This window comes from Aromatoleum aromaticum EbN1 (genome assembly GCF_000025965.1).
GTDB lineage: Bacteria > Pseudomonadota > Gammaproteobacteria > Burkholderiales > Rhodocyclaceae > Aromatoleum > Aromatoleum aromaticum.
The window spans coordinates 166,284-187,925 of the sequence record NC_006823.1; the positions used below are offsets into that span (position 1 = coordinate 166,284).

Genomic DNA, 21,642 nt, shown 5'->3' on the forward strand with positions numbered 1-21,642 from the left:
AAAGACATCGGACTTATGCGGCCAGCGAGTTCGCGTCTGCACCCTGCTGCAGCCCGAAACACGAGGCGGACTTACACAGGTTTCGTGCCCAGTTCCGGTGCGTGGCGGGCTCGCACATCGAGTCGTACATCCGAAACACAGCGGGCGCGTCGTCGCGGAGGATGTGGCTCGCCATCTCCAGATCTGAGGCATGCACCCGGTAGCAGGCATGAATCAACGGCACTTGGTCGGGATGAATCGCCGTCTTGCCAATCAAACCATGGGCGAGATCCTCCTCAACTTCTCGCTGCAGCGTCTCGATGTCGTTGAGGTACTCAAAGACAGGCGCGCTCAGGTTGAAGCCACTCGGCTTGAAGGTGGTCACCAATCGTGCGATCACCTGTCCAAGGGACGTTTCATACAGCGTTCGGCCACGAGGGCGACGCATACCGATGATCGAGAGCAGATCGTTGCCGCCAATCCGAAGCGAGAGCACGCGTTCGCGCACACCGTCCTTGTCCATGACCCGCCGCAAGGCGATCATCTCGCGCTCGTCGAACACCTCTTTGGTTTCCAACGTGGGCATGATCAGGTGGCCAGTGCCGCGCAGCAGCTTCAGATATTCGGAAAGCGCACTGCGAGTCACCTTGGGCAGCACGAAGCCATCCAGTCTCTCGATGCCGGGCAACGCAAGCACCTTGCGCATCACTTCCGGATTGCGCACCCGAATGAAGCGCATCTGGTGTGACGCAGATGTGAGCGCACGGATGGGCGCCCGCAAGTTCTCGATGGCAAAAGGGAGGTCTTTGAGCCTGACCGAGTCCTCGGTGCAAAAGATCACCGATCGCACCTCGGAGAGACGCTCTCCTCTCACTACCTCGAGTAGATCCAGGCGGGTTGCGGGCAAGTAAAGGCTTGCGCCCAGTTCGGTCGCGTCACGCATCACGGGCGCTCCTGATGATCGAAACGGCGTTGTAGGGCAAAGAGGCGTCGGTTTCGACCGGAACGGCCTTCTCCTCGGCAAGGGCCACAAGATGGGCCACCTTCCGGTCGTGACAGTCACGCACAATCACCCGCTGCGGGAAGCGACGCAAAAGGACGCGCGTTGCTTCACCGATCCCCGGCTTGATGAGGTTCTCATCTGTAACGCCGTACTGCGTCATGGCCTCTTTCATGTAGACGCGAGAGACTTCCGCTTGCGCATTCCTGCTTAGCTCCGGCGACCTGGGCGCACCACCGTTTTCAAGATGCTCAATCGCCCCGGCCATGACGTCGTCGACGAACCATTGGGACAGGTCATGCTCGGCGAATTCTTCAAAGAACACGCAGCCGTGGTATTCCCCAGGTTGGATCGCCTCGTTGAGGATCGAACGGCTCACCAACCCGCTGATCGTCGAATTGAGAATGCTCGACGAGATCAGGTAGTCCTCGCTTGAGGCCGCCAGCGCGGCCGACCCCGCCAGATCTGTCAGCACATTGAGGCCGGGGTCGATGGCGGTTCCGTGCGAACGGTTGTATTGGGTGATCGCTTTCGTGAGCTCACGGCTGATGACCCCCTTTCCTGTCCATCCGTCGATGAAGGCGATTGACTCAGGGCGATGCCCTCGCGACAAAATCTCCCCTAGGGCGGCAGTATCGATTCCTCGGTCCCGAATGATCGAGATCGAGTAGTGCGCGGGATGCGTGCCGGAGATCCGGGCAACGAGGTGCCGGAGAACAGCGCCGATGGGTGTGCCGGCGCGTGCCAGTGAGACCAGAGCTAAGTCCGAACCGTGCTTCTCGTAGAGCAGTTGCGCCAGGCGCAGGCAATCCCCGGACAACTGCGCACGGTTGCGCTGGTGGGCGTCATGAAACAGGCCAAGGTAACGCTCGGAGGGGACTTTCTCAGGGGAGAGCATTTCACTGTAATGCCGCTTTCCGGACTGGATCAGCGATTCCTTGAGCTCAAGGTCAGCCATGAAGTCGATCGTGATCGGCTTGAGCAAGAGCTCGACATCGCTCGGACGGTAGGAGCCGCAAAACATCATGCAGCCTCCCACTGGCGGTTGATCTGGCTCGCCTTGGGAACGAGCGCGTAATCGCATGTCGACATGAAGCCTAGATCGGAGAGGCTGTCACCCATCCCAAAAGTGACGATCTCGCCATGCTCACGGCGCAGCCGCTCGGTGAGGTGCTCGACGGCGTGGCGTTTGTCCAGCCACTGCGGCAGTACGGAAAGGTTGTTTCCGTTGCGATGAATCAAAAGTGGCAACGCTGCTTCGGCGCAGCGGTTGCGCAGCAAAGGCTCGGTGCGGTCTAGCGCCTGTTCATCGCCCTCATTGCTCTTGGCGCACAGGTAAAACGGCACCGCAAAGTCCGAAATGATCCGGATCCGCAACTGGACGCAAAGCGAGTCGGCAATCGATTGCAGGACCCCGCTGACATGCTCGAGCATGGGCACTGTCTGTGCGGCCTGAGTGCGACTCTGTGCAAGCCAACTCTCGTCTACTGCGCCGTCTGCCTTCAGGATGATGCCGCCGTAGTTGATCACCGCCCCGTTGGTGAACGGCCAACGTACGCGCGAGAAAGCATCGGCATTGCGAGCCGTAACCGGGATGACGGCCATCTCCTGCTGCATCAGCACGAGGAAGCTCTTTTGGGCTTTCGTCGCAAAGGAGTGCGCCGTGCCATCCTTGAGATACGCCATGGGCGTCAGAGGAGCACCCTCGGGGCACTTGCGGCCTGACTGGAACAGCGTGTCATCAAGATCAGCAAACAGGAATTTCTTCAGCATGGTCGTCTGAGGTGAAGTGAATCAGGCGGGCGCCAAGGATCGTCGCCAACTGCATGAGCGGATCGTTGGGCGCGGTTTCATGGCAGATCAGCACCCGGGCGTACTGCCCGGGGCGCACGTTGTAGAGGTAGTTCTGGACGGCTTCGCCATAGGGATCCGGTACCGCAAGGATGTGCCCCACCGCCCCCCACAGCAGGATCGGCGAACGGGTGGTGGACTGGACGCGCACGTCGACGCCACGCGCCTCAAGCGCCCGGCCAAGTGCGAAGGCCGCATGCATGAATTCGCCCGTACCGAGGACCAGGGTGGCGCCCTCCACCGGCTCACCAGCCAACCGTTCAACCAACCCTTTCGGTAGGGACACGCAGGTGGTGCGCCCCAGGCGACCGTAGCCGGCGTCCTCGAGCTGCACCTCATGCCCTGCTGAGCACTGGGCGGCGCTGTTCGTGAGCAAAGTTTCAGGCCCGGCGTCATCGCGGTGCTCGAAACACCAGGCGCCACGCAGCAAGCCACCGATTGAGCAAGGGATGCCCATGCGCTCGGAGAGCAGCCACCGCCGGTCTCCCGTGAAATCCGCAATCGTGGCGATATGCACACGAGAAAGCGCGGGCATGACACGACGCAAAGCCGCAACAAGGTTCACGAACGTGTTGCCGGTGCTCAACTCGTCGTCCACCAATACAACCTGGGTGGCCGCGGCCAACGTCGCACGGTCGACGTCTCGCTGCGGCAAGTGCAGGAATAGCCGTGGTGCGTGGCTGTGAGACTCATCGAATCCCAACCACTCGGCCCCGGGGACCCTATAGCGTGTGCTCTGCAGATACAACGGGTTCGAGCCGGGGTGCGCATGGGCCCAAGCCTCGAAAACCCCCTGCCCCAGTCCGGTTGCGGTTTCCGCCATGCCTATGAACACAACGGGCCCTTCGGCATCGGGCACCGTAGCAGCCAGTTGGCGATGCACGGACACCATCTCGCTCGGGATCGACGGGTAGTGCTTGCCAAGGACCTTGCTCAGGAAGAGGAACGCACGCTTTGGGTTTGCCCTTGCCGCGAAATCGAGGAGCGAGGCGAATGCAGATCGCCCCTCCTCGAGCTCGAGACGCAACACGCCGGTTGGAAGCTCCGAACGGATTGCGCGTGGCGCATCCCCAACGGCCAAGACCGCGGCACTCATGACAGGCGCACCGCCTGGTTGATCTCGGCTACGCGCAGGCCACCCTCGATTGGCCCCGGCGCAACGGCATCAAGGCCTTGGTCGAAGGCTACGAGACCCAGATAGGGGAGATTCGGCCCTGCGAGGCACGCCATTGCGATACCACCCGACATGCGAGGGTTGATCTCAAGAATCCTGAGACCCTGATCCCCCTCGCGGAACTGGATATTCACGTTGCCGTTAAGCGCGAACTGCCGGATCAAGTGCGTGCAGGCATCCAGGATGTCCTCCCGCACCACAATCGTTTGCCCCTCCCCTGAGGCGAGAGGTTTGCGTCGAGCAACAGCACACACCAGCTCGCCGTTGAGCGCCACGCAGTCGACGCTGAACTCGTGTCCCGCCAGGAAGGGCATCAGCAGCATCGGCCGAAAACGCCCAGCCCGTTGCAGCATCTCGCGCAGTGACACCAAGTCGATTCGGTACGGATTGCCGTCGAGCATCAGGTCAAAAGCACTTTTCCGTTCGGTGATCTGCCGGAACCCGATCCCGTAGACCGATACCGAAGGCTTCATGCACAGCACCTCGTGGCGCTCACGCATGCGTGCATATGCAGCGGCGAAGGTTTCGGCATCCTCGAATACTTCGAGTTCGGGCGAGGGTGCGCTGGGGGCGCACGCCTCGGCATAGAACCGGGCCTTATCGTGCAGGCGTTCAAGCGTGTCAGGCGCCGCAGCGCTAAGGACGCGCACCCCCTGATCCAGAAACCGCTTTGCATGGCGACCAATCAACGTGGCTTCCTTGCCGGGGACGAAGATATCGACACGCTGCTCTTTGCAAAAAGCCAGACACCAGCCAACGTAAGCTTCACCGGTCAGCCCACTGGGCTCTGTCGCCGCATCATCGGCGGCCAACAGAGCCAGAGACTGCGGGTTCGGGTGTGAGCAAAGCAATCGATACCGGGCCTCGGCATCCCCCTTGCGAATCAAGGAGAGCGCCGAATGCACGGACGAGAACGTCTTGTTGAACCAAACCCGCTTCATGAAAGGCTCACAGGTGGGGCGTGATCTGGGGCATCAGCTCGTTGAACGTGCGTCCCACCCCGTTCTCGCCGATCGCGTGCATTTTCCATTCGCCATTGTGGCGATACACCTTGGCCATGATCTGTGCCGTGTGATTGCCCTGCACAGAGAGGTTGTAACGCGCCACCTCGTTGTTGTTGGAGGCATCAACGATGCGGCAGTAGGCGTTGGCAACCTGCTGGAATGTCTGCCCGGTGAAGGAATTCACGGTGAACACGAGGGACTTCACCTGGGGAGGAACCCGCGACAGATCCACGATGATCTGCTCGTCATCGCCATCGCCCGCGCCTGTGCGGTTGTCGCCCGTGTGCGTGATGCTCCCATCGTGGCTCTTGAGTTGGCGAAACCAGACGCTGTCGGTGACTTGGCCCCGCTCATCAAACATCAGACACGAAGCATCGAGATCGATCTCCTGCTCGCCGCCACCGCCGCCACCCAGAAAGCCCATCAGCCCTTTCTTTTCTTTCTTGACTGCATCCCAGCCGAGACCCATCACGACTTTCGTGAGCGTGCCGCCGGCTTCCTTGCTCAAAGAAATCTTCTGCCCTTTCTGAAGGCTGATTGCCATTTTTTCTACTCCTGGATGAATTGGGTTCAAAAGCCCGGCATGAGTCAGCCGGGCAGGGAATTACACCGTACTGCGAAGCGGTACCGCGGTGAGACTTGCCAAAAGCCCTCAACTACGGACGTTGAGTTTTTCGGCTAGCCAGGCGAGAAAGCTTTGACGGTTACGCGAACAAACGATTACCTGCCCTTGCCCTGAGAAGCGCAGCACGACGCCTTCTCCACTGGTGACACTGTTGGTGAGGTTTCTCAGAAGGCCCTGACTCTGCGAGGTGGACGCCGCGATTTCGTAGCGCAGCGTGCTGTCCCACGCGACCACGTGACCGTTGTCGATCACAATGTCCTTACCGGGAGCGACGTCGAGGGTAAAAAGCGAGCCAAACCCTCCGACGACGACTTGTCCATCGCCCTGCGTTTCACCGATGAAAAACCCACCAGTGCCACCGAAGAGCGCATTGCCAAGGCTTTGCATGCGGGCATTGACTTCGATCCGCTCTGTAGCTGCCACGTAGGCCCCATCACTCATCCGGTACTGCCGTGCGCCCACGTCGAGCACTTGCATGCCGCCAGGCATGTTGGGGGCGAGCAAGCAGTCGCCGTCTCCGCGCTTGGCCTCGATGCGCTGCTGGAAGAAGGACTCCCCATTGGCCAGGCGTCGCATGGCGGCTCTGACCAAACCCCCTTGCATCGACCCAGTGAGATCGAGCGGGGCCTCCATCATGACCATGGCGTCGGACTCGCAGAAGATCGTCTCGCCTTTGCGAAGTGAAACGTGCAGGAAAGGATCGACGTCACCCGTCACGGTAAAAATGGGCATTTGCTTCTTCGTGTATGAGGGGAATCTTGCAGATTCGCGTGACTACGCGACCTACTCCTCAGGCTTTTCGAGAATCGGGGGCTAGTGATCTGAAAGGTCTGGAGACGCTTGCTGAGTACGACCCGGCAGCGCCGGGTCGTGAGGAAGCAAGGCGTGTCGGTTAGACGTTGACACCGAAGTTCTTCGCAAGCGGGCCGAGACCACCAGCGAATCCTTGACCGATCGCCTTGAACTTCCATTCGCCGTTGTGCCGATAGATTTCACCGAAAATCATCGCCGTTTCAACCGAGGCGTCTTCGGAAAGGTCGAAACGGGCTATCTCCGCGCTCCCCTCGGCGTTCACGCAGCGCACGTAGGCGCTCGAGACCATGCCGAAATTCTGGCGCCGCGCTTCCGCATCATGGATCGTGACGCACACCGAAATCTTCTCGATATCGGCCGGCACCTTGTCCAGTTCGATGATGATCGACTCGTCATCGCCCTCACCATCGCCCGTGCGGTTGTCGCCGGCATGCTGAATGCTGCCGTCAGAGGACTTGGCCTGGTTGTAAAAAATGAAGCCGGCATCATTTTGCACCTTGCCCGTGCTGTTGAGCAGGAACGCGCTCGCATCGAGGTCGAAGCCGTCGCCATCGGTGGAGCGGACGTCCCAACCCAGGCCGACGATCATCTTCTTCATGCCGGGGGCTTCTTTCGAGAGGCTGATATTGCCGCCTTTTTGCAGACTGATTGCCATGTGTATTTCCTTCCTGGTTGCGGGTGGTGAGTGAAGCGGATTTACTGAACGTTAACGCCGTGCGAAATCGCCAGTGCATGCAGGCCGCCGGCGTAACCCTGGCCGACTGCACGTAGCTTCCATTCGCCGTTGTGGCGATAGACTTCGCCGAAAATCATGGCTGTCTCTACCGAGGCGTCCTCAGTGAGATCAAAACGAGCCAGCTCGACATCGTTCTCACTGTTGATCACTCGGATGTAGGCGTTATGGACCATGCCGAAGTTCTGGCGACGAACATCAGCTTCATGGATGGTGACCGCCACGACCAGTCTCGTAATGTCGCTCGGCACCTTGTCGAGTACGACGTTGATCGCCTCGTCATCCCCATCGGCGTCGCCGGTCCGGTTGTCGCCCGTGTGCTCGACCGAACCGCATGCGCTCCGAAGCTGACCGTAAAAAATGAAATCACTATCTGAGCGCACTTTGCCATTGGCGCCAACCATGAAAATGCTCGCATCGAGGTCGAAGTCGTCGCCCGAGGTCGAACGAGCATCCCAGCCGAGTCCGATCGTTACGTTCTTCAGATTCGGGGTTGTTTTCGAAAGGCTGATGTTCCCGCCCTTTTGCAAACTGATTGCCATGTGTCAAAGCTCCTCTACGAGTGCGTTTTTCGGTCAGGGGGTGCTGCGCAAGGCTGCAGATTACGGGGGTCCGCTTTCAAAGGCGATTTTTTACAAAGGGCACTTCTGCATTGAACAGATTTCGAGGCAAACAGTTTTTTCGCCCTCATAAGCGAAAACGCCTCTCGGCGGCTCCAGCCATTATGCAGATGTTCATGTGGCCTGCAAGTGACAAGTGAGGACATTTTTCACAGAACATAAAATTTCATGGGATGGTGCAACATTGCACTTGTCGTTATGGCATATGATAGTGCTCATTGAGCGTGTGTTGCGCTCATTTCGGGTAGTTCCCTGGCCCTTCAGATCACACCATGAAACAGCCGATCCCCAAAGGATTCCTCCTCTCGAGCCCCGTGCACTTCGTTGCGCTTGGACTTGGCGCCGGTCTGAGCCCGCGCGCCCCTGGTACGGTCGGCACATTGGTGGGCTTCCCGCTCTTCTTTCTCCTTTCTCCCTTGCCCCTTGCAGCACAGGTCGCAGCCCTGATCGTTTTCTTTGTTGGGGGGTGCGTGCTGTGTGAAATTACCGGCAAGGCACTCGGCGTGGCCGATCATGGCGGCATCGTGTGGGATGAAATTGTCGCGTTTTGCGCCGTGCTGATGACCGTGCCGAACCACTGGGCATGGTGGGCGACAGCTTTCGTAGCCTTCCGCTTTTTCGATATCGTCAAACCCATGCCGATCGGATGGTTCGACCGGCGATACAAGAACGGCTTTGGTGTGATGTTCGACGACGTGTTGGCGGCAGGCTATGCCATCGCATGTCTCGCCTTCGCCCAGGCCTTGCTCTGAACCTCGAAACGAGAACCCGATTCCCTCAAAGGAGATACTCCATGCGTCGTCTTCCCGTGTACCTGCTCATCGACTGCTCCGGGAGCATGATGGGTGAGCCCATCGAAGCCGTAAAAGTCGGTCTGCAGACGATGACTTCCGCTCTGCGCACCGATCCGTACGCGCTTGAAACCGTGCATTTGTCGGTGATCACCTTTTCGCAGCAGGCGACGCAGAGCGTGCCGCTGACCGAGTTGGTTCAGTTCCAGGTACCGGACATTCACGCCAGCGGCACGACGGCACTGGGCGAGGCGCTGGCCTTGCTCGCGCAATGCATCGAGCGCGACGTGAAGAAGACGACCCCTGACAGCAAGGGCGACTGGAAGCCGGTGTGCTTCTTGCTGACCGACGGGCAGGCGACCGACGACTTGAACCGCGGCATCGCCGCCTTGCGCAATGTGAAGATGGGCACACTCGTAGCGTGCGCGGCAGGCCCTTCGGCCAACACCGCTGAGTTGCGCAAGATCACCGAGTCAGTGGTCTCTCTCGATACGGCCGATTCGAACACCCTGAAGGCCTTCTTCCAGTGGGTAAGCGCTTCGGTCTCCGTTTCGAGCCAGAAGATCGAGCGCGGCGGCAAGGAAGCGGACGGGCTCTCCGAACTCCCGCCGCTCCCGCCCGAAATCAACCCCGCACTCTGAAGCCCGGCATTCGCACAACCTCCGACTGGAAGAGAAATTCGATATGGCAGTGAGTCTGAAGAAGGGCCAGGGCATAAGCCTGCGCAAGGACGAGTTCGACCTCTCGAGCGTCACGATCGGGCTGGGATGGGACGTTGCGACGGAGAGCAGGGGACTGCTGAAGTCGCTGTTCACGAAGAAGGAAGAGGACTACGACCTTGATGCGATCGCCTTTCTGCTTGGAAAGGATGGCAAGGTGCAGGACCTGGGTCGCGATCGCGCCGGGAACGTAACACTCACGAACTCCGACGTGATTTTCTTCAACAACCTGCGCCATCCTAGTGGCGCAATCTGGCTGACAGGCGACAACCGGACCGGCGACGGTGACGGGGACGACGAGCAGATCATCGTCCGCCTGAATGACCTGCATGCACGCTACGAGTCGATCATCTTCGTGGTGTCGATCTATCAGGGAAAGGAGAAGGGCCAGAGCTTCGGAAAGGTCTCCAACGCCTTCATACGCGCCGTCGACGCACGAGGCAAGGAGATCTGCCGGTACAACATCAGCGGAGACGCTTCTTACTCACAGTACCGCTCAATGACCTTCGCGCAAGTGAGCCGGCAGGGCGGCGCTTGGGAGTTCCGTGCGATCGGCACGCCTCATGAGACAGATCGCTTCGTCGACGTCCTCAAGAACTACATTTGAGGGGAGTCGATTCCATGAGCTCTTCTCGTCGCCTTCCGGTCTATTTGCTCATCGATACCTCAGGTTCGATGCGTGGAGAACCTGTCGAATCCGTGAACGTCGGACTACGGGCCATGCAGACTTCGTTGCGCCAGAATCCTTACGCAATCGAGACTGTTCATCTTTCGGTCACGACCTTCGACTCCCAAATCAAAGATGTACTGCCGCTGACCGCCCTTGAGGACGCAACGATTCCGGAGATTGTCTGCCCGGCCTCTGGCGCCACCTTGCTTGGTGAAGCGCTCGAACACATTCTGGATCGAGCGAAGAAGGAAGTGCGCCAATCGAGCGCGGAACAGAAGGGGGATTGGGCCCCGCTGCTGTTCATCATGACCGACGGGAAGCCCACCGACACCTTCGTATTCAACCAGGTTGCACCGGCCATTAAGGCATTCAAGTTCGGTTCGATCATCGCCTGCGCAGCCGGCCCCAAGGCCGACCCTGCGGGCTTGCGACTCATCACTGATCATGTCGTCAGCCTCGACACCATGGATAGCGCTGCCTTCACCGCGTTCTTCCAGTGGGTTTCGGTCACGGTCAGCAGCGGCAGCATGAGCGTTGGCGCAGCGAATACGCTTAGCTTGCCGCCCACTCCCCCCGAAGTGAACGTGGTGATCTAACGAGGAACCCAAACGATGCGACGCCTACCGATTTTCTTCCTGGTCGATGTGTCTGAGTCGATGGCCGGCGACAACCTTCGCCAGTTGCAAGAAGGCCTTGAGCGCCTGGTCCGCTCGCTACGGGCAGACCCGTATGCGCTAGAGACGGTCTTCATCTCCGTCATTGCCTTCGCAGGCAAGCCGAAGACCCTCACGCCGCTGGTCGAGCTCTACCAGTTTTACGCACCACGGCTTCCGCTGGGGTCCGGAACCTCTCTGGGCAGCGCCATGGCACACCTCATGGACGAGATGGAGCGCACCGTCCAGCGCTCCACGCCCGAGAAGAAGGGCGATTGGCGTCCTGTCGTCTACCTTCTCACCGACGGCAAGCCAACCGACGACATTGAGCCGGCAATCAAGCGCTGGAAGCGCGACTTTGAGGAGCGAAGCAATTTAGTGGCGATCGGCGTAGGCAAGCATGCCTCCCTGTCTGCGCTCCAGCGCTTCACAGAAAACGTCCTGAGCCTGGACGCGACCACCGAAGACGACTTCAAGCGCTTCATCGACTGGATCAGCCAGTCCGTTGCGAGCCAGAGCCGCAGCGTGAGCATGAACCAGGACGCGAAAATCAGCCTGGCCAAGGTCGATCACTCGATCATGGAGAGGATCGAAGAGATCGCTCAGGCCACCACCGTCGACGAGGACTTCGTGATCGTCGCGGGCAAGTGCCAATCCACCAAACTCCCGTACCTGATGAAGTTCGAGCGCATCGGGCAACGCTTCTCGACTCAGGAGCTGAGCGTAAACGCTGATCGCTACAACCTCGTGGGTGTCTTCCCGGCCGAAAAGGACTACTACGAGCTGTCTGATCCGCGAGCAATGGCCAGAACGATCAACACCGATGCTCTGATCGGGGCACCCGGGTGTCCGCACTGTGGGAATCGATTCGGGCTGGCCATGTGCGGCTGCGGCCAGATCTTCTGTGTCAGTGGAACCGGCGAGGCAACCTGCCCCGGCTGCAACCAGACCGTCGTGATGGGCGAGTCTGACGGTGAAGGCTTCGACATCAGCCGAGCGAGGGGCTGACCGATGAACTATGAACAGCTCTGCTATTTGCGGACCGTCATCCCCTGCCGAGACAAAGAAATATTTGAGGCGTTCGACAAGGCAGCAAGTCTGCACGCAATGATCAAGGCCTTCGAGGCGGAGGTACGCGCTGCCTGGAAAACCTTCATCCATGAACAGGCACTGAAGTCCTCTTCCACGCCCGCACCAAATCAATACAAGAAGCCGGCCTTCGAAGATTTTGGTGCTGCCCGGGCGCCCGAGGTGTCCAACTCGCCGCAGAAGCTCGATAGCGGACTCCAGCAGACTGAGGCATTACCTCCAGTAAAGGTCCGCGAACCCATCGAGTACCGCCAGAACGCTGAATCGGATGCACAGTCCGCCCCGCCCCCACAAAACGTTCCGCAACTCAGTGCCGGATCGCCAAAAGACCACAGCGGACATGCCGTATCGCCAAAAGAGTCACCTCCTTCAAGTCCGCCTCCGTTGAGCCCCGCCATTCGCTTCTCGGTTCGCAACGCACGGCAGAACGAACGCTACGACGCAGAAATTCAACGCGACCCGAATGTGCCGGGGTTGCGCTTGCTGGACGTAACCCTTCCTGAGGGTGCCGCGCTCACGGTCGACCTCGAGCACTGGCACATCACGGGCACGCCTGCGATCGCAGGGGAGTTCAATCTCGGGCTGCGCTATGCCTATGCCGATCAGCCCGCACACGTCTCGCACACCGCGGGAATGCCCTTCGTGATCAATGCAGACCCCAAGACCCTCTGGCAGAACATTCCATCAGATCGTTCAGCGCCCTTCTGGAAGGAGGACTGCGCCACGAGCGTTATCCTGGGTCAGCAGGCGAAGCTGATCGCAGCCCGTAAGCGGGGGCGTTCGCACGCCCACAAGGGCACGTGCTGTGACGATGATTTCCAATTGCATTGCGACGACGCAAACGGCTGGTATCTTGCGGTCGTGGCCGATGGTGCGGGCAGCGCCAAGTTCTCTCGCCGCGGCTCCCAGGTCGCGACCCGGGCGGTGGGCAGTTATCTGAAAGACGTATTCTCGGATGAGCGTGGATCGAAGCTTGTCGAGGCGATCGAGGCGCTTGCAGAAGGCAGCCGTCCTGACGCAACAAACGAGGACTTGATCCGGTTGCAGCAGAAGACCCGGAACGAGCTCTTCACAACGATCGGGTATGCCGCGCACCACGCCGTTCGCGAGCTCCAAAATGAGGCCAAGAGCCGAAGCGACGTCATTTCGTCCCCGAAGGAACTGTCGACCACATTGCTCATCGGTCTGGCTCGAAAGGTGGGCGACAAGTGGTTCTGTGCCGCCTACTGGGTTGGCGATGGAGCGGTTGCAGTCTATCGACGCAACCACTCGGTCCATCTGCTGGGGTCCCCGGATTCAGGGGAGTTCTCCGGTCAGACCCACTTCCTGGACGCCACCCAGGTGAGCCAGGAATCCTTGCTAAGACGCTTGCGCTTCGAATTGGTCGAGGACATGACAGCCTTCTTGCTGATGACAGATGGCGTCTCCGACCCCAAGTTTCGAAGCGAATCAGCCATGGCCGAGATTCAAGACTGGGACCGCCTCTGGGACGACCTTGAGACGGGCGCACATCTGTCCTCCAGCGAAGAAGGGCACGAGGCCAGGCTGCTTGAGTGGCTCGATTTCTGGGCCCACGGCGAATACGACGACCGCACGATTGCCATCATCTACTGAAGACGCCATGAGCCAGATCATCACACTGACCGCCAGTGACGGTTCCACGGTGCAGTTTGTCGACGAGAAGAAAGCTTCCGGCGGACTGAAGGACGTTTTTTTCTCCCCCGACAAGACTTATGTGGTTGCCTTCTACCGTGACAAGCTCGACCAGGTTGGCCGAGAACGGCTCAACCTGATCACCGGCACTTACCGTGACCGGGTTTTCAACCAGGAAGGCGGCGACTACCTGAAGAACCTCCTGTGCTGGCCGAGAGCGACCGTCGAACACAATGGCCGGGTGGGCGTGGTCGTTCCCTTCTTCGCCAAGCACTTCTTCTTCGAGCACGGATCGCGCAACGACGATCAGATGCTCGGTATTCGCAAGCGTGAGAAAGAGGGCAAGTGGTTCGCATCGGCCAAGAACCGATCGAAGTTTCTTGACCCACGGGAGCTCGGCGATGGCCTCACGCAACTGAAGACGTGCATCATGATGGCGCGAGCCGTACGCCGCTTGCACTCTGCTGGCCTTGCTCACTCGGACCTGAGCTACAAGAACGTCCTCGTCGATCCTTCCGCGGGACGCGCTTGCCTGATCGACCTTGACGGACTGGTTGTCCCAAGCAAGTTCCCGCCAGATGTCGCTGGCACGCCGGACTTCTTCGCTCCGGAGGTGGTTGCGACCTCCAAACTCGATCGCCACGACCCGAACCGCAAGCTCCCTTCACGCCTGACCGATCAGCATGCGCTCGCGGTGCTGATCTACATGAACCTGCTCTTCCGGCATCCCCTACGCGGCGACAAGGTCCATGACGTCAACGACACGCAGCGCGACGAGGAACTGGCGATGGGCGAGCGGGCGCTCTTCATCGAGCACCCGACCGATCACAGCAACCGCGTGAAGTTGGCCAACGTGCCGCCGGCTGAACTGCCCTGGAAGGACACACAGAAGCTGCCCTACACGATCACCGGGCCATATGTATCAGAGCTCATCCGACGCGCTTTCATCGATGGGTTGCATCATCCCAACGCTCGGCCGACGGCTGACGAGTGGGAAACAGCCTTGGTCAAGACAGCCGATCTGCTACAGCCCTGTCAGAACCCGCAGTGCGCGCAAAAGTGGTTTGTTTTTGACAACACCACCAAACCCTGCTGCCCACACTGCGGCACAGCATTTCGTGGGAAGCTGCCCGTTCTGAATCTCTACTCTTCACACAAGGAAGGAAGCTTCAGAACCGACAACCATCGTCTCATGGTGTATTCAGGTCAGTCTGCCTTTCAGTGGCACTCGAGTCGTCTCGTCTTCCCCAATGAGCGGCTCACGCCTGAGCAGGCCAAGCGTGTTGGCTATTTCGTTTTTCACAACGACGACTGGTATTTCGTTAACGAAGCCCTGCCATCGTTGCGCGACGTGACCGCAATGCAGGACATACCAGTGGGCGGGCGCATCAAGCTCGAAGACGGCGGGCAGATCCTGTTCGCGCGGGAAACAGGGGGAAGGCTCGCAGTGATCCAAATGGTGAGTCAATGACAAACTACACCGAAGAACATAGGGTCGAGGAAGACACCAGCGACAAGCTGAGGATACTCATTGAAGAGTCGGGACTAACTCAAAACGAAGCTCTGGCTCGATTCAATCGAGGACAAGCACGAAAAATGGCCCTGCGAACGTTGAAATCATACTTGGCATCGCGCGACGCAAAGACACGCATCAACTGCTCCGACGCAATTTTGGAACGGATGCGAAAAGTTTTACGGCAGACGTGATTTGCCCTAACGTTTCAAACATCTCTCAACTTCATAAGGATTTAAGCTGTGCCACACTTTGGTTTTCCCGTCGAAGCAATCATCATCTTTCTGTCTGTGGTCGGGCTGTCCGTTTACCTCGACCTCTTCGCCCACAGAAAGAGCACAGAAATAACGCTGTCCGACTCCGTGCGCTGGTCCCTTTTTTGGGTTGCGCTTGCACTAGCCTTCTACGGATATCTCTGGGTTCGGTTCTCCAAGGAGTGGGCTGATCTGTATCTTGCCGGCTACGCCCTGGAGAAATCGCTCTCGATCGATAACCTCATGGTCTTCATGGCGATCTTCGCTTCGTTCGGGATCAAGGGCGTGCTACAACATCGAATCCTGTACTACGGGATTATCGGCGCACTGGTTTTCCGCGCTATCTTTGTACTCATTGGCACGAGCCTTTTCCTTGCGAGCCCTTGGGTCGGATTCCTGTTTGCCGCCTTTGTCATTTGGAGCGGGATCAAGATGCTCCAAGCCGGCGGCGGTGACGGTGATGAACTTGACGATTACTCCAATCACTGGAGCGTTCGTGTGACGGGCAAGATGATGCCTGTCTACACGCGACTGCACCTTGACCGCTTCTTCGTTCGCCACCATGAACTGCTTGAGGTGAATGGCGATAAAACGGCGGCCCAAGTGACGCGGATCGGCACAACGTATGTCACCCCGGCGTTCCTGTGCTTGATGGCGATCGAGACGTCCGACATCGCGTTCGCATTCGACTCTGTGCCGGCGGTTATCGCAGTGACTCAGGAACCGCTCCTGGTCTATGCCGCGATGATATTTGCAATCCTCGGACTGCGAAGCCTGTACTTCGTGCTTGCGGCACTCACGAAGTATCTCGTCCACCTCGAGAAAGCTGTCATCGGCCTGCTGTTCTTCATCGGTGCAAAGATGACACTGCAGTCCTGGAACCATGCAATCGGCGACACCGGCATCCATATCAGCCCGAGCATGAGCCTGTCTGTCGTTTTGGGCATGCTCGCTCTTGGCGTTGTGGCTTCCTTTGTCTTCCCGGCCAAAGATGAGCCTGACGAAGCCGCTACGAATCCGACGAATCCGAACTAATCAACACGCAAAGGCATGGCCTGCGAGACTGCAATTCTGCAGGCCATTTCCCAGTTACCACACAAGGAGTAGAGATGGCTTTTACAGATTGGCTCAAGCGCAACGTCACCGAGGCTCGAGACACCATCAATGCCGAGATCACCAAGTTCAAATCGAAGGATCTTCTTGAAGCGATCGTCGCATCCAGTGCGATGGTCGCCTATGCTGATGGCCAGATTTCATCGGACGAGAAGCAAAAGCTCATGGGCTACCTGCGAAGCTCGGAGCAGTTGAAGCACTTCGACCAAAACGACGTGATCAAGCTTTTCCAGAAATACGTTGAGAAGTACGAGTTCGACGCCACCATCGCGACCGGCGAAGTCATGGCCGCTGTCAGCAAGTTCAAAGGCAAACCCCAGGCACAGTTGGTCGTTCGGGTGTGCTGCGCGATCGGCGCCTCCGATGGCGATTTCGATCAGACGGAAAAGGATGTGGTTCGACGGATGTGCGCCGAGCTCGAACTTGACGCGACTGCGTTTGGCCTTTGAGCATGGCGCCCTCAAGGCAACGAGTCACGCAGTACGCTCAGAACGGCTCGATTGCCTTGAAAGCACCCTGCTTGGTCATCGCGCGGCGCAGATCGAAACGATCAAGCGCGTCGATCACATCGATCGACTCCAACGCGCCGAAGTTTATGAATCCCCACTGGCTGCGTTGAACGCGCACGGATAGCAGATACTGATCTGCGTCGTGCCCGGTACTCGGATCGACCCGTTGAGTGTAAGCAGAGAGGACCACCACCTCGACGGTCGGCAAAAGCGCAAACGCCTCGGCGATAAGGCGGAAGCTGATGGAGTGAACGTGGCCGGCGTATAACTGTTGTAGCTTCGTTGCGCTCAAGTCTTTCACCGAGAGCTTGTAACCACGCTGAGGCACCACTGCAGTTTTGGTGGGCATGTCCTCGATCTCTGGAAGATCAACGTCAAAGACAAGCCGCACGCCTCCTTCCTGCAATTCGAACGAGACCAAGGTCTCTCTTGGCCAGGCAATGTCAGAAAGGGCCGTTTCCAGGAACACTTCCATCGCGTGGATGTTACCTCCAACAGCCTGGCGCATCAGGTGCTGCCGAGTTTGCTCAGCGGCCTGATGCGCCTCTTTCTCACGGGTCCAACGGCCGCAGGCTTCGCGATACGCCGCTTCGGCCCGCGCATTCTCCTGTTCGACTTCTGCTGCACCGCCGAAAAGCCGCCTGAGCCAGCTCGGTCTCTTGGGTGTTGGCTGGTTCGGCTGAGGAGCCTCGAATGGAATCGGCCGATATGACGGGCGATCCGTCGGCCTGGGCGAGTGAAGGTGCAGCGTCCCAAGCGCCTCAATCTGCGCATTGATCTCATCGCACCTCTGTTGCATCAGATCTCTCAGGGATTCGCCTTGTTGCCGCTTCGTTGCAGCAACAAGCTCACTGGATAGCACGTTCCCTAGAGAATCCCGGAACGTCAGTGTGCCGTCATCTTCAACCCCAACGGTGACCCCGATCGGGGCCTGTTCGCCTCGTGAGACAGACGAACGGCCTGAGGCTGAGCTTCCAGAATCTAGGCGCTGGCGAAAGGACAAGCCCGTGCCGGGCAGCCCCGCATTCAGGTATGTGCCCCGCTTCCCAATCCCCACGGAAGCACCTCGAGGGCCAAGCGACCAGCTCAAGCCCCCACGCGAAAAGTTCATGCGTATGCCAGGGGCGAGCGTTACGGACTTTCGAAAACGAAGGGCCATGGGGTCAAATAGAGAGGTTTGCAGTCAGGTGTATGATAAAAAGATTCACGGGCCACGTCACCCATCACCAACGAGCGCGCTAAACAATGAGCACACGAAACCATCTTCTTGCTGCTGGCTGTATTCTCTCCTTTTTTGCCAGTACAGCTTACGCACAACAGCCTTTGAGCGGGCGCGTTGCCCCACCGGGAACAACATCAGCCCCGCCTACCCTCAATGCGGATCAGGTTGAACGTTGCCTTTTCTTGGCTCGAGACATAGCCCACCTTTCCGATGAGTCTGAGCGTGCAAAACGGGCAAAAGACTCTTCGAGGTACAACTCCACAGTCGCTCCCTACAATAGTGCAATTACTCGATGGAATAGCGAATGCGCTGAATCGTACATGCCCGGGGATATGATTCGGGCGGAGAACAAGAACGGCTTTAAGTTGTGCGCGTACACTTCCGCGCCGTGTCTCACCGAAGAGCAGCGTCGAAAAATATTAGAGGACGAGAGCGCAGCACAATAGGCTGAAGTCCCTTTTTCAGTACCCCCTGCTCGCATCTCCTTGACGCAGCACTAACCAAGGAGAATCTGCAATGGATGGCACATTACGTGACGAACTGCTCGACGTTCTCGAGCGCATCCGGATTTACTCGGAGAGCAAGACCGCTTCCGAGCCAGGATTGGTCATTTACAGGGATGGTCTGAAGGTTCGTGAGCGGTTTCGCGCTGCCACGAAGGAGGATGAAGAAAACATCGCGCTGCTTCGGACCTGGATGGACTTCTGGTGGGGTCGCGCCAGATTCGAAAGCGCGGCAGAGCGTCAATCCGCCTGGAGGGAAATCAAGGAGGCGCTGCGTCGTGTCTGTAGCGACCGTGCCTGCCTGACCTGAATCATGCAAAAAGCCCGGAGCCATCCATCAGGATGGTTGTCCGGGCTTTCTATTTCCGTTCCTTCTAGAACAAGCCTGCGATCGAGGTCACCAAACCGCGCTTGAGCTCCGGAACAGCAGCCTCGAACTCGAGGTTGACCTGGTTGGCCACGGAGACGATTCGGGTCTGGTAGATCTTGTGTTCGGACTGCTCCGAATACGTCACATTGGACCCGCCGCTCGTACCCTGCTTGAGCTGATGGGCGGAATTGACGGTTGCCGTGCCTCCACCGCGGATTCGTTCACGAATCTGCAAGTCCGTCGAGATCGAGTAGTAGACGTCCTTCACTGCGGCGCCTGCGATCGTTTCAGCCAATGCGCCGACGATACCTGCTGCAGCGATGCCCCGGCCGCTGCTGCCTCCGGCGTAGGCAACACCCGATCCCATCACAACGCCACCCAGGACGGCTGCACCATAACCCTGATTGAGGGCGGCTTCCGTCGCCGTGGGGGACGTCTTGCCGACCTGAAGGATGTTTGCCTGGAGGATGTAGTGCGCAGCATCCGGGTCATCCATCAACGTGTAGCCCTTGGCCTGAATCGCAGCAGCGATCTCTTGGCTTACGTCGAGCTCCTGACGGTCGCTGGTGTTGCGCACCGAGACGAATACAGTTTTTTTGGATGCCCCCACCGGGTCAAGAAAAACCGTCTGGCTCATTTTGGTCTGGACGTCGAGATCACGCTTGCTGATCGCAACCTGGGTAGCGGCACAACCGCTAAGGACGGTCGCGGCAACGGCCACGACAATAGCTTTCTTAATCAAAATGCACTCCGACTCACGTGTTATTGACGGCCGCCTTCAGCTTCGCTCCGGCGGAGAATTTCGGTACCTTGGCTGCCGGAATCTGGACCTCAGCACCTGTTTGAGGGTTACGGCCCGTACGCTCTGCACGCTCGCTCACCGTGAAATTCCCAAAGCCGACCAGCATGACCGAGCCACCATCGGCCAGCGTCTCCGTAACGCTCTCGAGAAACGCATCCGTTGTTGCAGCCGCGACGGCCTTGGTCACCCCCGCCTTGGATGCAATCGCATCAATCAGATCAGCCTTATTCACTCGCTCTTACTCCAATGAAGTTTTTCTTAGCCAGAGGTCGTTTGACTGGCCTCGCATCTCGCGCAATCGACCGACCTGTGGCGCCCGTCTTTCCGGGCCGCCATGCCATTTGTCGCCCTACGACCTTTCACGGACTCGAACCGCCCCCCGTCCTACCAAGCCTCGGCAAACGAGCCAGAATCGAACTGGCACTTCCTCAGTGACGACAGAAGCGTCCCACACGACTGACCACTGCGCCCGCATCGGGCCGGGTGTTGCCGCACCTCCGACAGTCGTTAATCCACCCTCGGCAAAAGATGGCGATCTGCCAGTGGCCATGCGTGTGAGGCCTGTCTCTCCAGGCTGTCTCGCCGCCGAATAGACCAGCCGAGACCGATCTACCGAGCAATCGCCTATCTCGTGCTGTGCGTTGGCACTTCCATTACAGGGGCGATCCCCGCCGTAGCTAAGCTGACTCGCCACGGATTACGGTTTTAATGACAGAAGGTTGTCAGCCCAGCCGTAAAAACCACTTCAACAGGAAAGAGGGAGCCTGACAGCGTTAGCAACCTGCGTCCGTCCGTTCGCATTACTCGGCAGCCCTGTTCAGCTTTTTTCACGGGACGCCCTCTTTCCTGTTGACACTGGCCTTTAGCCTCGCCAGTGCGGAGGGTGTGGAGGTGTGCTGCTACGCCAAACGGGGCTTCGGCCTTACCGTCTCCGGGGTGCCTCTGCGCTTACCAGGTGGCCCATGCGCAACTCGGTCTCATGGGAGCAACCCCATTGCTTCAGCGACGAGCGACGCCGCCTTGCTGTGTCGCAAGCGGATTCCCGCAAGCAACCTATCGACCTTTCACGCGGCTTGATGCCCTTCGGCCGCGCTACCCTGTCACTACATGCCCTTGCCCGACTCCTTAGCTGATGGCTGCTTCTAAGCCAACAGTCCAACCCACAAGGAAGGCGACTGATCTGCGCGCCCAGATTCCGCAACGTGGAGGGATTTCTCCCTGTGCGGCAGTCGCCTTTCTTGTAGGTGCCGGCCCTTCCCCGGCTTGCCGCATGCGCCTTCGGTTCTCGGCATGCTTCGGAACGCTACCTTCTACCCGGCAAGAGGGGGACCGGTACGCTGTACTCAAGTAGCTGTGCATGCGGGTTGCGACCCCGCGCTCCGTCGCATTCCTTGTCCACCAAGTCGTTGGTGGCTCAGAAGCAAAGCCGCTCTGTCGCCGAATCAGCTACGCGGGGTCGGCCAAGCCCTCAAAGAACGACCTTGCTTCTGAGCGCCGGACTTTCACCGGCCTGCCGTGATTCCCCACCACGATCTTGCTGCGTTACCTCCCGCCTCACCGCACGTTCCACGGCGCACCGCAGCCTTCGAAAAGTCCCGACGAGCAGTGCGTGCGGTCGCTGCCGGAACTGAACTTCAAGGGCAGGATAATGGGTTACAAGAAACGCTGCAAGTAACCTTTTTGATTCACTTAGAATCCCTTGCCAAACGACCCGCAAGTCCTTTTACTAGCCCGGCTATGGCATTTCCAGGGTGCAGTTCTAACCCAAGGAGATATCGTGGAAGCCTACATCCTGAACCAAGTTTTCGGTCATGTCGTATTTATGATCGGATACATCGCGACATCCGTAACCATCGGAGCGTCGGAACCACCTGAACTCACTCAGGCACCTGCTCCTGTTGTGGATGCGATTGTTGTTCAAATCGAACAACCTGGCCCGCCTCCTCCGGAACGGGTGATGATCGCTCGCGCTGGAGAGTGAT

Annotated in this window: 24 protein-coding genes and 1 pseudogene; 12 read left to right on the plus strand and 13 right to left on the minus strand. The window is 58.7% G+C overall.

Annotation, left to right across the window (positions count from 1 at the left end; translation table 11 throughout):
• Positions 1 to 13: 13 nt before the first annotated feature.
• From EBN1_RS21550 to EBN1_RS21590, 9 genes are all read right to left on the minus strand, one after another.
• On the minus strand, positions 14 to 922 hold the full coding sequence (locus EBN1_RS21550; RefSeq protein WP_011254701.1) for an HpcH/HpaI aldolase/citrate lyase family protein: 909 nt from the start codon (positions 920 to 922) through the stop codon (positions 14 to 16).
• Entirely contained in the window at positions 915 to 2,006 is a 1,092-nt protein-coding gene (locus tag EBN1_RS21555; protein WP_011254700.1) for a cysteine protease StiP family protein, read from the minus strand. Before EBN1_RS21555 ends, EBN1_RS21550 begins: the two co-directional genes overlap by 8 nt.
• Positions 2,003 to 2,752, minus strand: coding sequence for an HAD family hydrolase (locus tag EBN1_RS21560; protein ID WP_011254699.1), 750 nt, complete (start codon positions 2,750 to 2,752; stop codon positions 2,003 to 2,005). Before EBN1_RS21560 ends, EBN1_RS21555 begins: the two co-directional genes overlap by 4 nt.
• Positions 2,727 to 3,926 carry a phosphoribosyltransferase domain-containing protein gene (locus EBN1_RS21565; protein ID WP_049780406.1) on the minus strand — a complete coding sequence of 400 codons (1,200 nt, stop codon included), beginning with the start codon at positions 3,924 to 3,926 and terminating at the stop codon, positions 2,727 to 2,729. Before EBN1_RS21565 ends, EBN1_RS21560 begins: the two co-directional genes overlap by 26 nt.
• Positions 3,923 to 4,945: an ATP-grasp domain-containing protein gene (locus EBN1_RS21570; RefSeq protein ID WP_011254697.1), complete on the minus strand. Its 1,023-nt coding sequence runs from the start codon at positions 4,943 to 4,945 to the stop codon at positions 3,923 to 3,925. Before EBN1_RS21570 ends, EBN1_RS21565 begins: the two co-directional genes overlap by 4 nt.
• 7 nt (positions 4,946 to 4,952) lie before the next feature.
• Positions 4,953 to 5,552: a TerD family protein gene (locus EBN1_RS21575; protein WP_011254696.1), complete on the minus strand. Its 600-nt coding sequence runs from the start codon at positions 5,550 to 5,552 to the stop codon at positions 4,953 to 4,955.
• 108 nt (positions 5,553 to 5,660) lie between these two features.
• Entirely contained in the window at positions 5,661 to 6,365 is a 705-nt protein-coding gene (locus tag EBN1_RS21580; protein ID WP_011254695.1) for a TIGR00266 family protein, read from the minus strand.
• Between the two features lie 160 nt (positions 6,366 to 6,525).
• Complete coding sequence (locus EBN1_RS21585) at positions 6,526 to 7,101, minus strand: TerD family protein (protein ID WP_011254694.1); 576 nt, start codon at positions 7,099 to 7,101, stop codon at positions 6,526 to 6,528.
• A gap of 41 nt (positions 7,102 to 7,142) precedes the next feature.
• The gene (locus tag EBN1_RS21590) at positions 7,143 to 7,721 is read right to left on the minus strand and encodes a TerD family protein (protein ID WP_011254693.1); all 579 of its coding nucleotides are present in this window, start codon (positions 7,719 to 7,721) and stop codon (positions 7,143 to 7,145) included.
• Positions 7,722 to 8,071: 350 nt separating this feature from the next.
• Here EBN1_RS21590 and EBN1_RS21595 point away from each other — a divergent pair, with 350 nt between their 5' ends.
• The 10 genes from EBN1_RS21595 to EBN1_RS21640 all read left to right on the plus strand — a co-directional run bounded on the left by EBN1_RS21595 (position 8,072) and on the right by EBN1_RS21640 (position 16,703).
• On the plus strand, positions 8,072 to 8,551 hold the full coding sequence (locus EBN1_RS21595) for a phosphatidylglycerophosphatase A family protein (RefSeq protein ID WP_011254692.1): 480 nt from the start codon (positions 8,072 to 8,074) through the stop codon (positions 8,549 to 8,551).
• Between the two features lie 41 nt (positions 8,552 to 8,592).
• The gene (locus tag EBN1_RS21600; protein ID WP_011254691.1) at positions 8,593 to 9,231 is read left to right on the plus strand and encodes a VWA domain-containing protein; all 639 of its coding nucleotides are present in this window, start codon (positions 8,593 to 8,595) and stop codon (positions 9,229 to 9,231) included.
• Between the two features lie 43 nt (positions 9,232 to 9,274).
• Positions 9,275 to 9,916, plus strand: coding sequence for a TerD family protein (locus tag EBN1_RS21605; protein WP_011254690.1), 642 nt, complete (start codon positions 9,275 to 9,277; stop codon positions 9,914 to 9,916).
• Positions 9,917 to 9,930: 14 nt separating this feature from the next.
• On the plus strand, positions 9,931 to 10,575 hold the full coding sequence (locus tag EBN1_RS21610) for a vWA domain-containing protein (RefSeq protein WP_011254689.1): 645 nt from the start codon (positions 9,931 to 9,933) through the stop codon (positions 10,573 to 10,575).
• A gap of 15 nt (positions 10,576 to 10,590) precedes the next feature.
• The gene (locus tag EBN1_RS21615; RefSeq protein ID WP_011254688.1) at positions 10,591 to 11,640 is read left to right on the plus strand and encodes a TerY-C metal binding domain-containing protein; all 1,050 of its coding nucleotides are present in this window, start codon (positions 10,591 to 10,593) and stop codon (positions 11,638 to 11,640) included.
• A gap of 3 nt (positions 11,641 to 11,643) precedes the next feature.
• A complete protein-coding gene (locus EBN1_RS21620; protein WP_011254687.1) occupies positions 11,644 to 13,335 on the plus strand; it encodes a PP2C family serine/threonine-protein phosphatase in 1,692 nt (563 codons plus the stop codon).
• A gap of 7 nt (positions 13,336 to 13,342) precedes the next feature.
• A complete protein-coding gene (locus tag EBN1_RS21625) occupies positions 13,343 to 14,845 on the plus strand; it encodes a helix-hairpin-helix domain-containing protein (RefSeq protein WP_011254686.1) in 1,503 nt (500 codons plus the stop codon).
• On the plus strand, positions 14,842 to 15,081 hold the full coding sequence (locus tag EBN1_RS21630; RefSeq protein ID WP_011254685.1) for a hypothetical protein: 240 nt from the start codon (positions 14,842 to 14,844) through the stop codon (positions 15,079 to 15,081). Before EBN1_RS21625 ends, EBN1_RS21630 begins: the two co-directional genes overlap by 4 nt.
• Positions 15,082 to 15,129: 48 nt before the next feature.
• Positions 15,130 to 16,176, plus strand: a complete 1,047-nt coding sequence (locus EBN1_RS21635; protein WP_011254684.1) for a TerC family protein — start codon at positions 15,130 to 15,132, stop codon at positions 16,174 to 16,176.
• 74 nt (positions 16,177 to 16,250) lie between these two features.
• Complete coding sequence (locus EBN1_RS21640; RefSeq protein WP_011254683.1) at positions 16,251 to 16,703, plus strand: tellurite resistance TerB family protein; 453 nt, start codon at positions 16,251 to 16,253, stop codon at positions 16,701 to 16,703.
• Between the two features lie 37 nt (positions 16,704 to 16,740).
• Here EBN1_RS21640 and EBN1_RS21645 read toward each other — a convergent pair whose 3' ends face one another.
• Positions 16,741 to 17,562, minus strand: coding sequence for a hypothetical protein (locus tag EBN1_RS21645; RefSeq protein ID WP_049780408.1), 822 nt, complete (start codon positions 17,560 to 17,562; stop codon positions 16,741 to 16,743).
• Positions 17,563 to 17,766: 204 nt separating this feature from the next.
• Positions 17,767 to 17,922: pseudogene (locus EBN1_RS21650) on the minus strand (DUF4236 domain-containing protein); the annotation flags it as partial.
• Between the two features lie 579 nt (positions 17,923 to 18,501).
• Between EBN1_RS21650 and EBN1_RS21655 the strand changes: the two are divergent.
• On the plus strand, positions 18,502 to 18,798 hold the full coding sequence (locus EBN1_RS21655; RefSeq protein ID WP_041647860.1) for a hypothetical protein: 297 nt from the start codon (positions 18,502 to 18,504) through the stop codon (positions 18,796 to 18,798).
• Between the two features lie 64 nt (positions 18,799 to 18,862).
• Here EBN1_RS21655 and EBN1_RS21660 read toward each other — a convergent pair whose 3' ends face one another.
• Positions 18,863 to 19,600, minus strand: coding sequence for a complement resistance protein TraT (locus EBN1_RS21660; protein WP_011254679.1), 738 nt, complete (start codon positions 19,598 to 19,600; stop codon positions 18,863 to 18,865).
• A gap of 13 nt (positions 19,601 to 19,613) precedes the next feature.
• Entirely contained in the window at positions 19,614 to 19,892 is a 279-nt protein-coding gene (locus EBN1_RS21665; RefSeq protein WP_041647862.1) for an HU family DNA-binding protein, read from the minus strand.
• Between the two features lie 1,545 nt (positions 19,893 to 21,437).
• Between EBN1_RS21665 and EBN1_RS21670 the strand changes: the two genes are divergently transcribed.
• Positions 21,438 to 21,641, plus strand: coding sequence for a hypothetical protein (locus tag EBN1_RS21670; protein WP_011254674.1), 204 nt, complete (start codon positions 21,438 to 21,440; stop codon positions 21,639 to 21,641).
• Position 21,642: the final 1 nt, after the last annotated feature.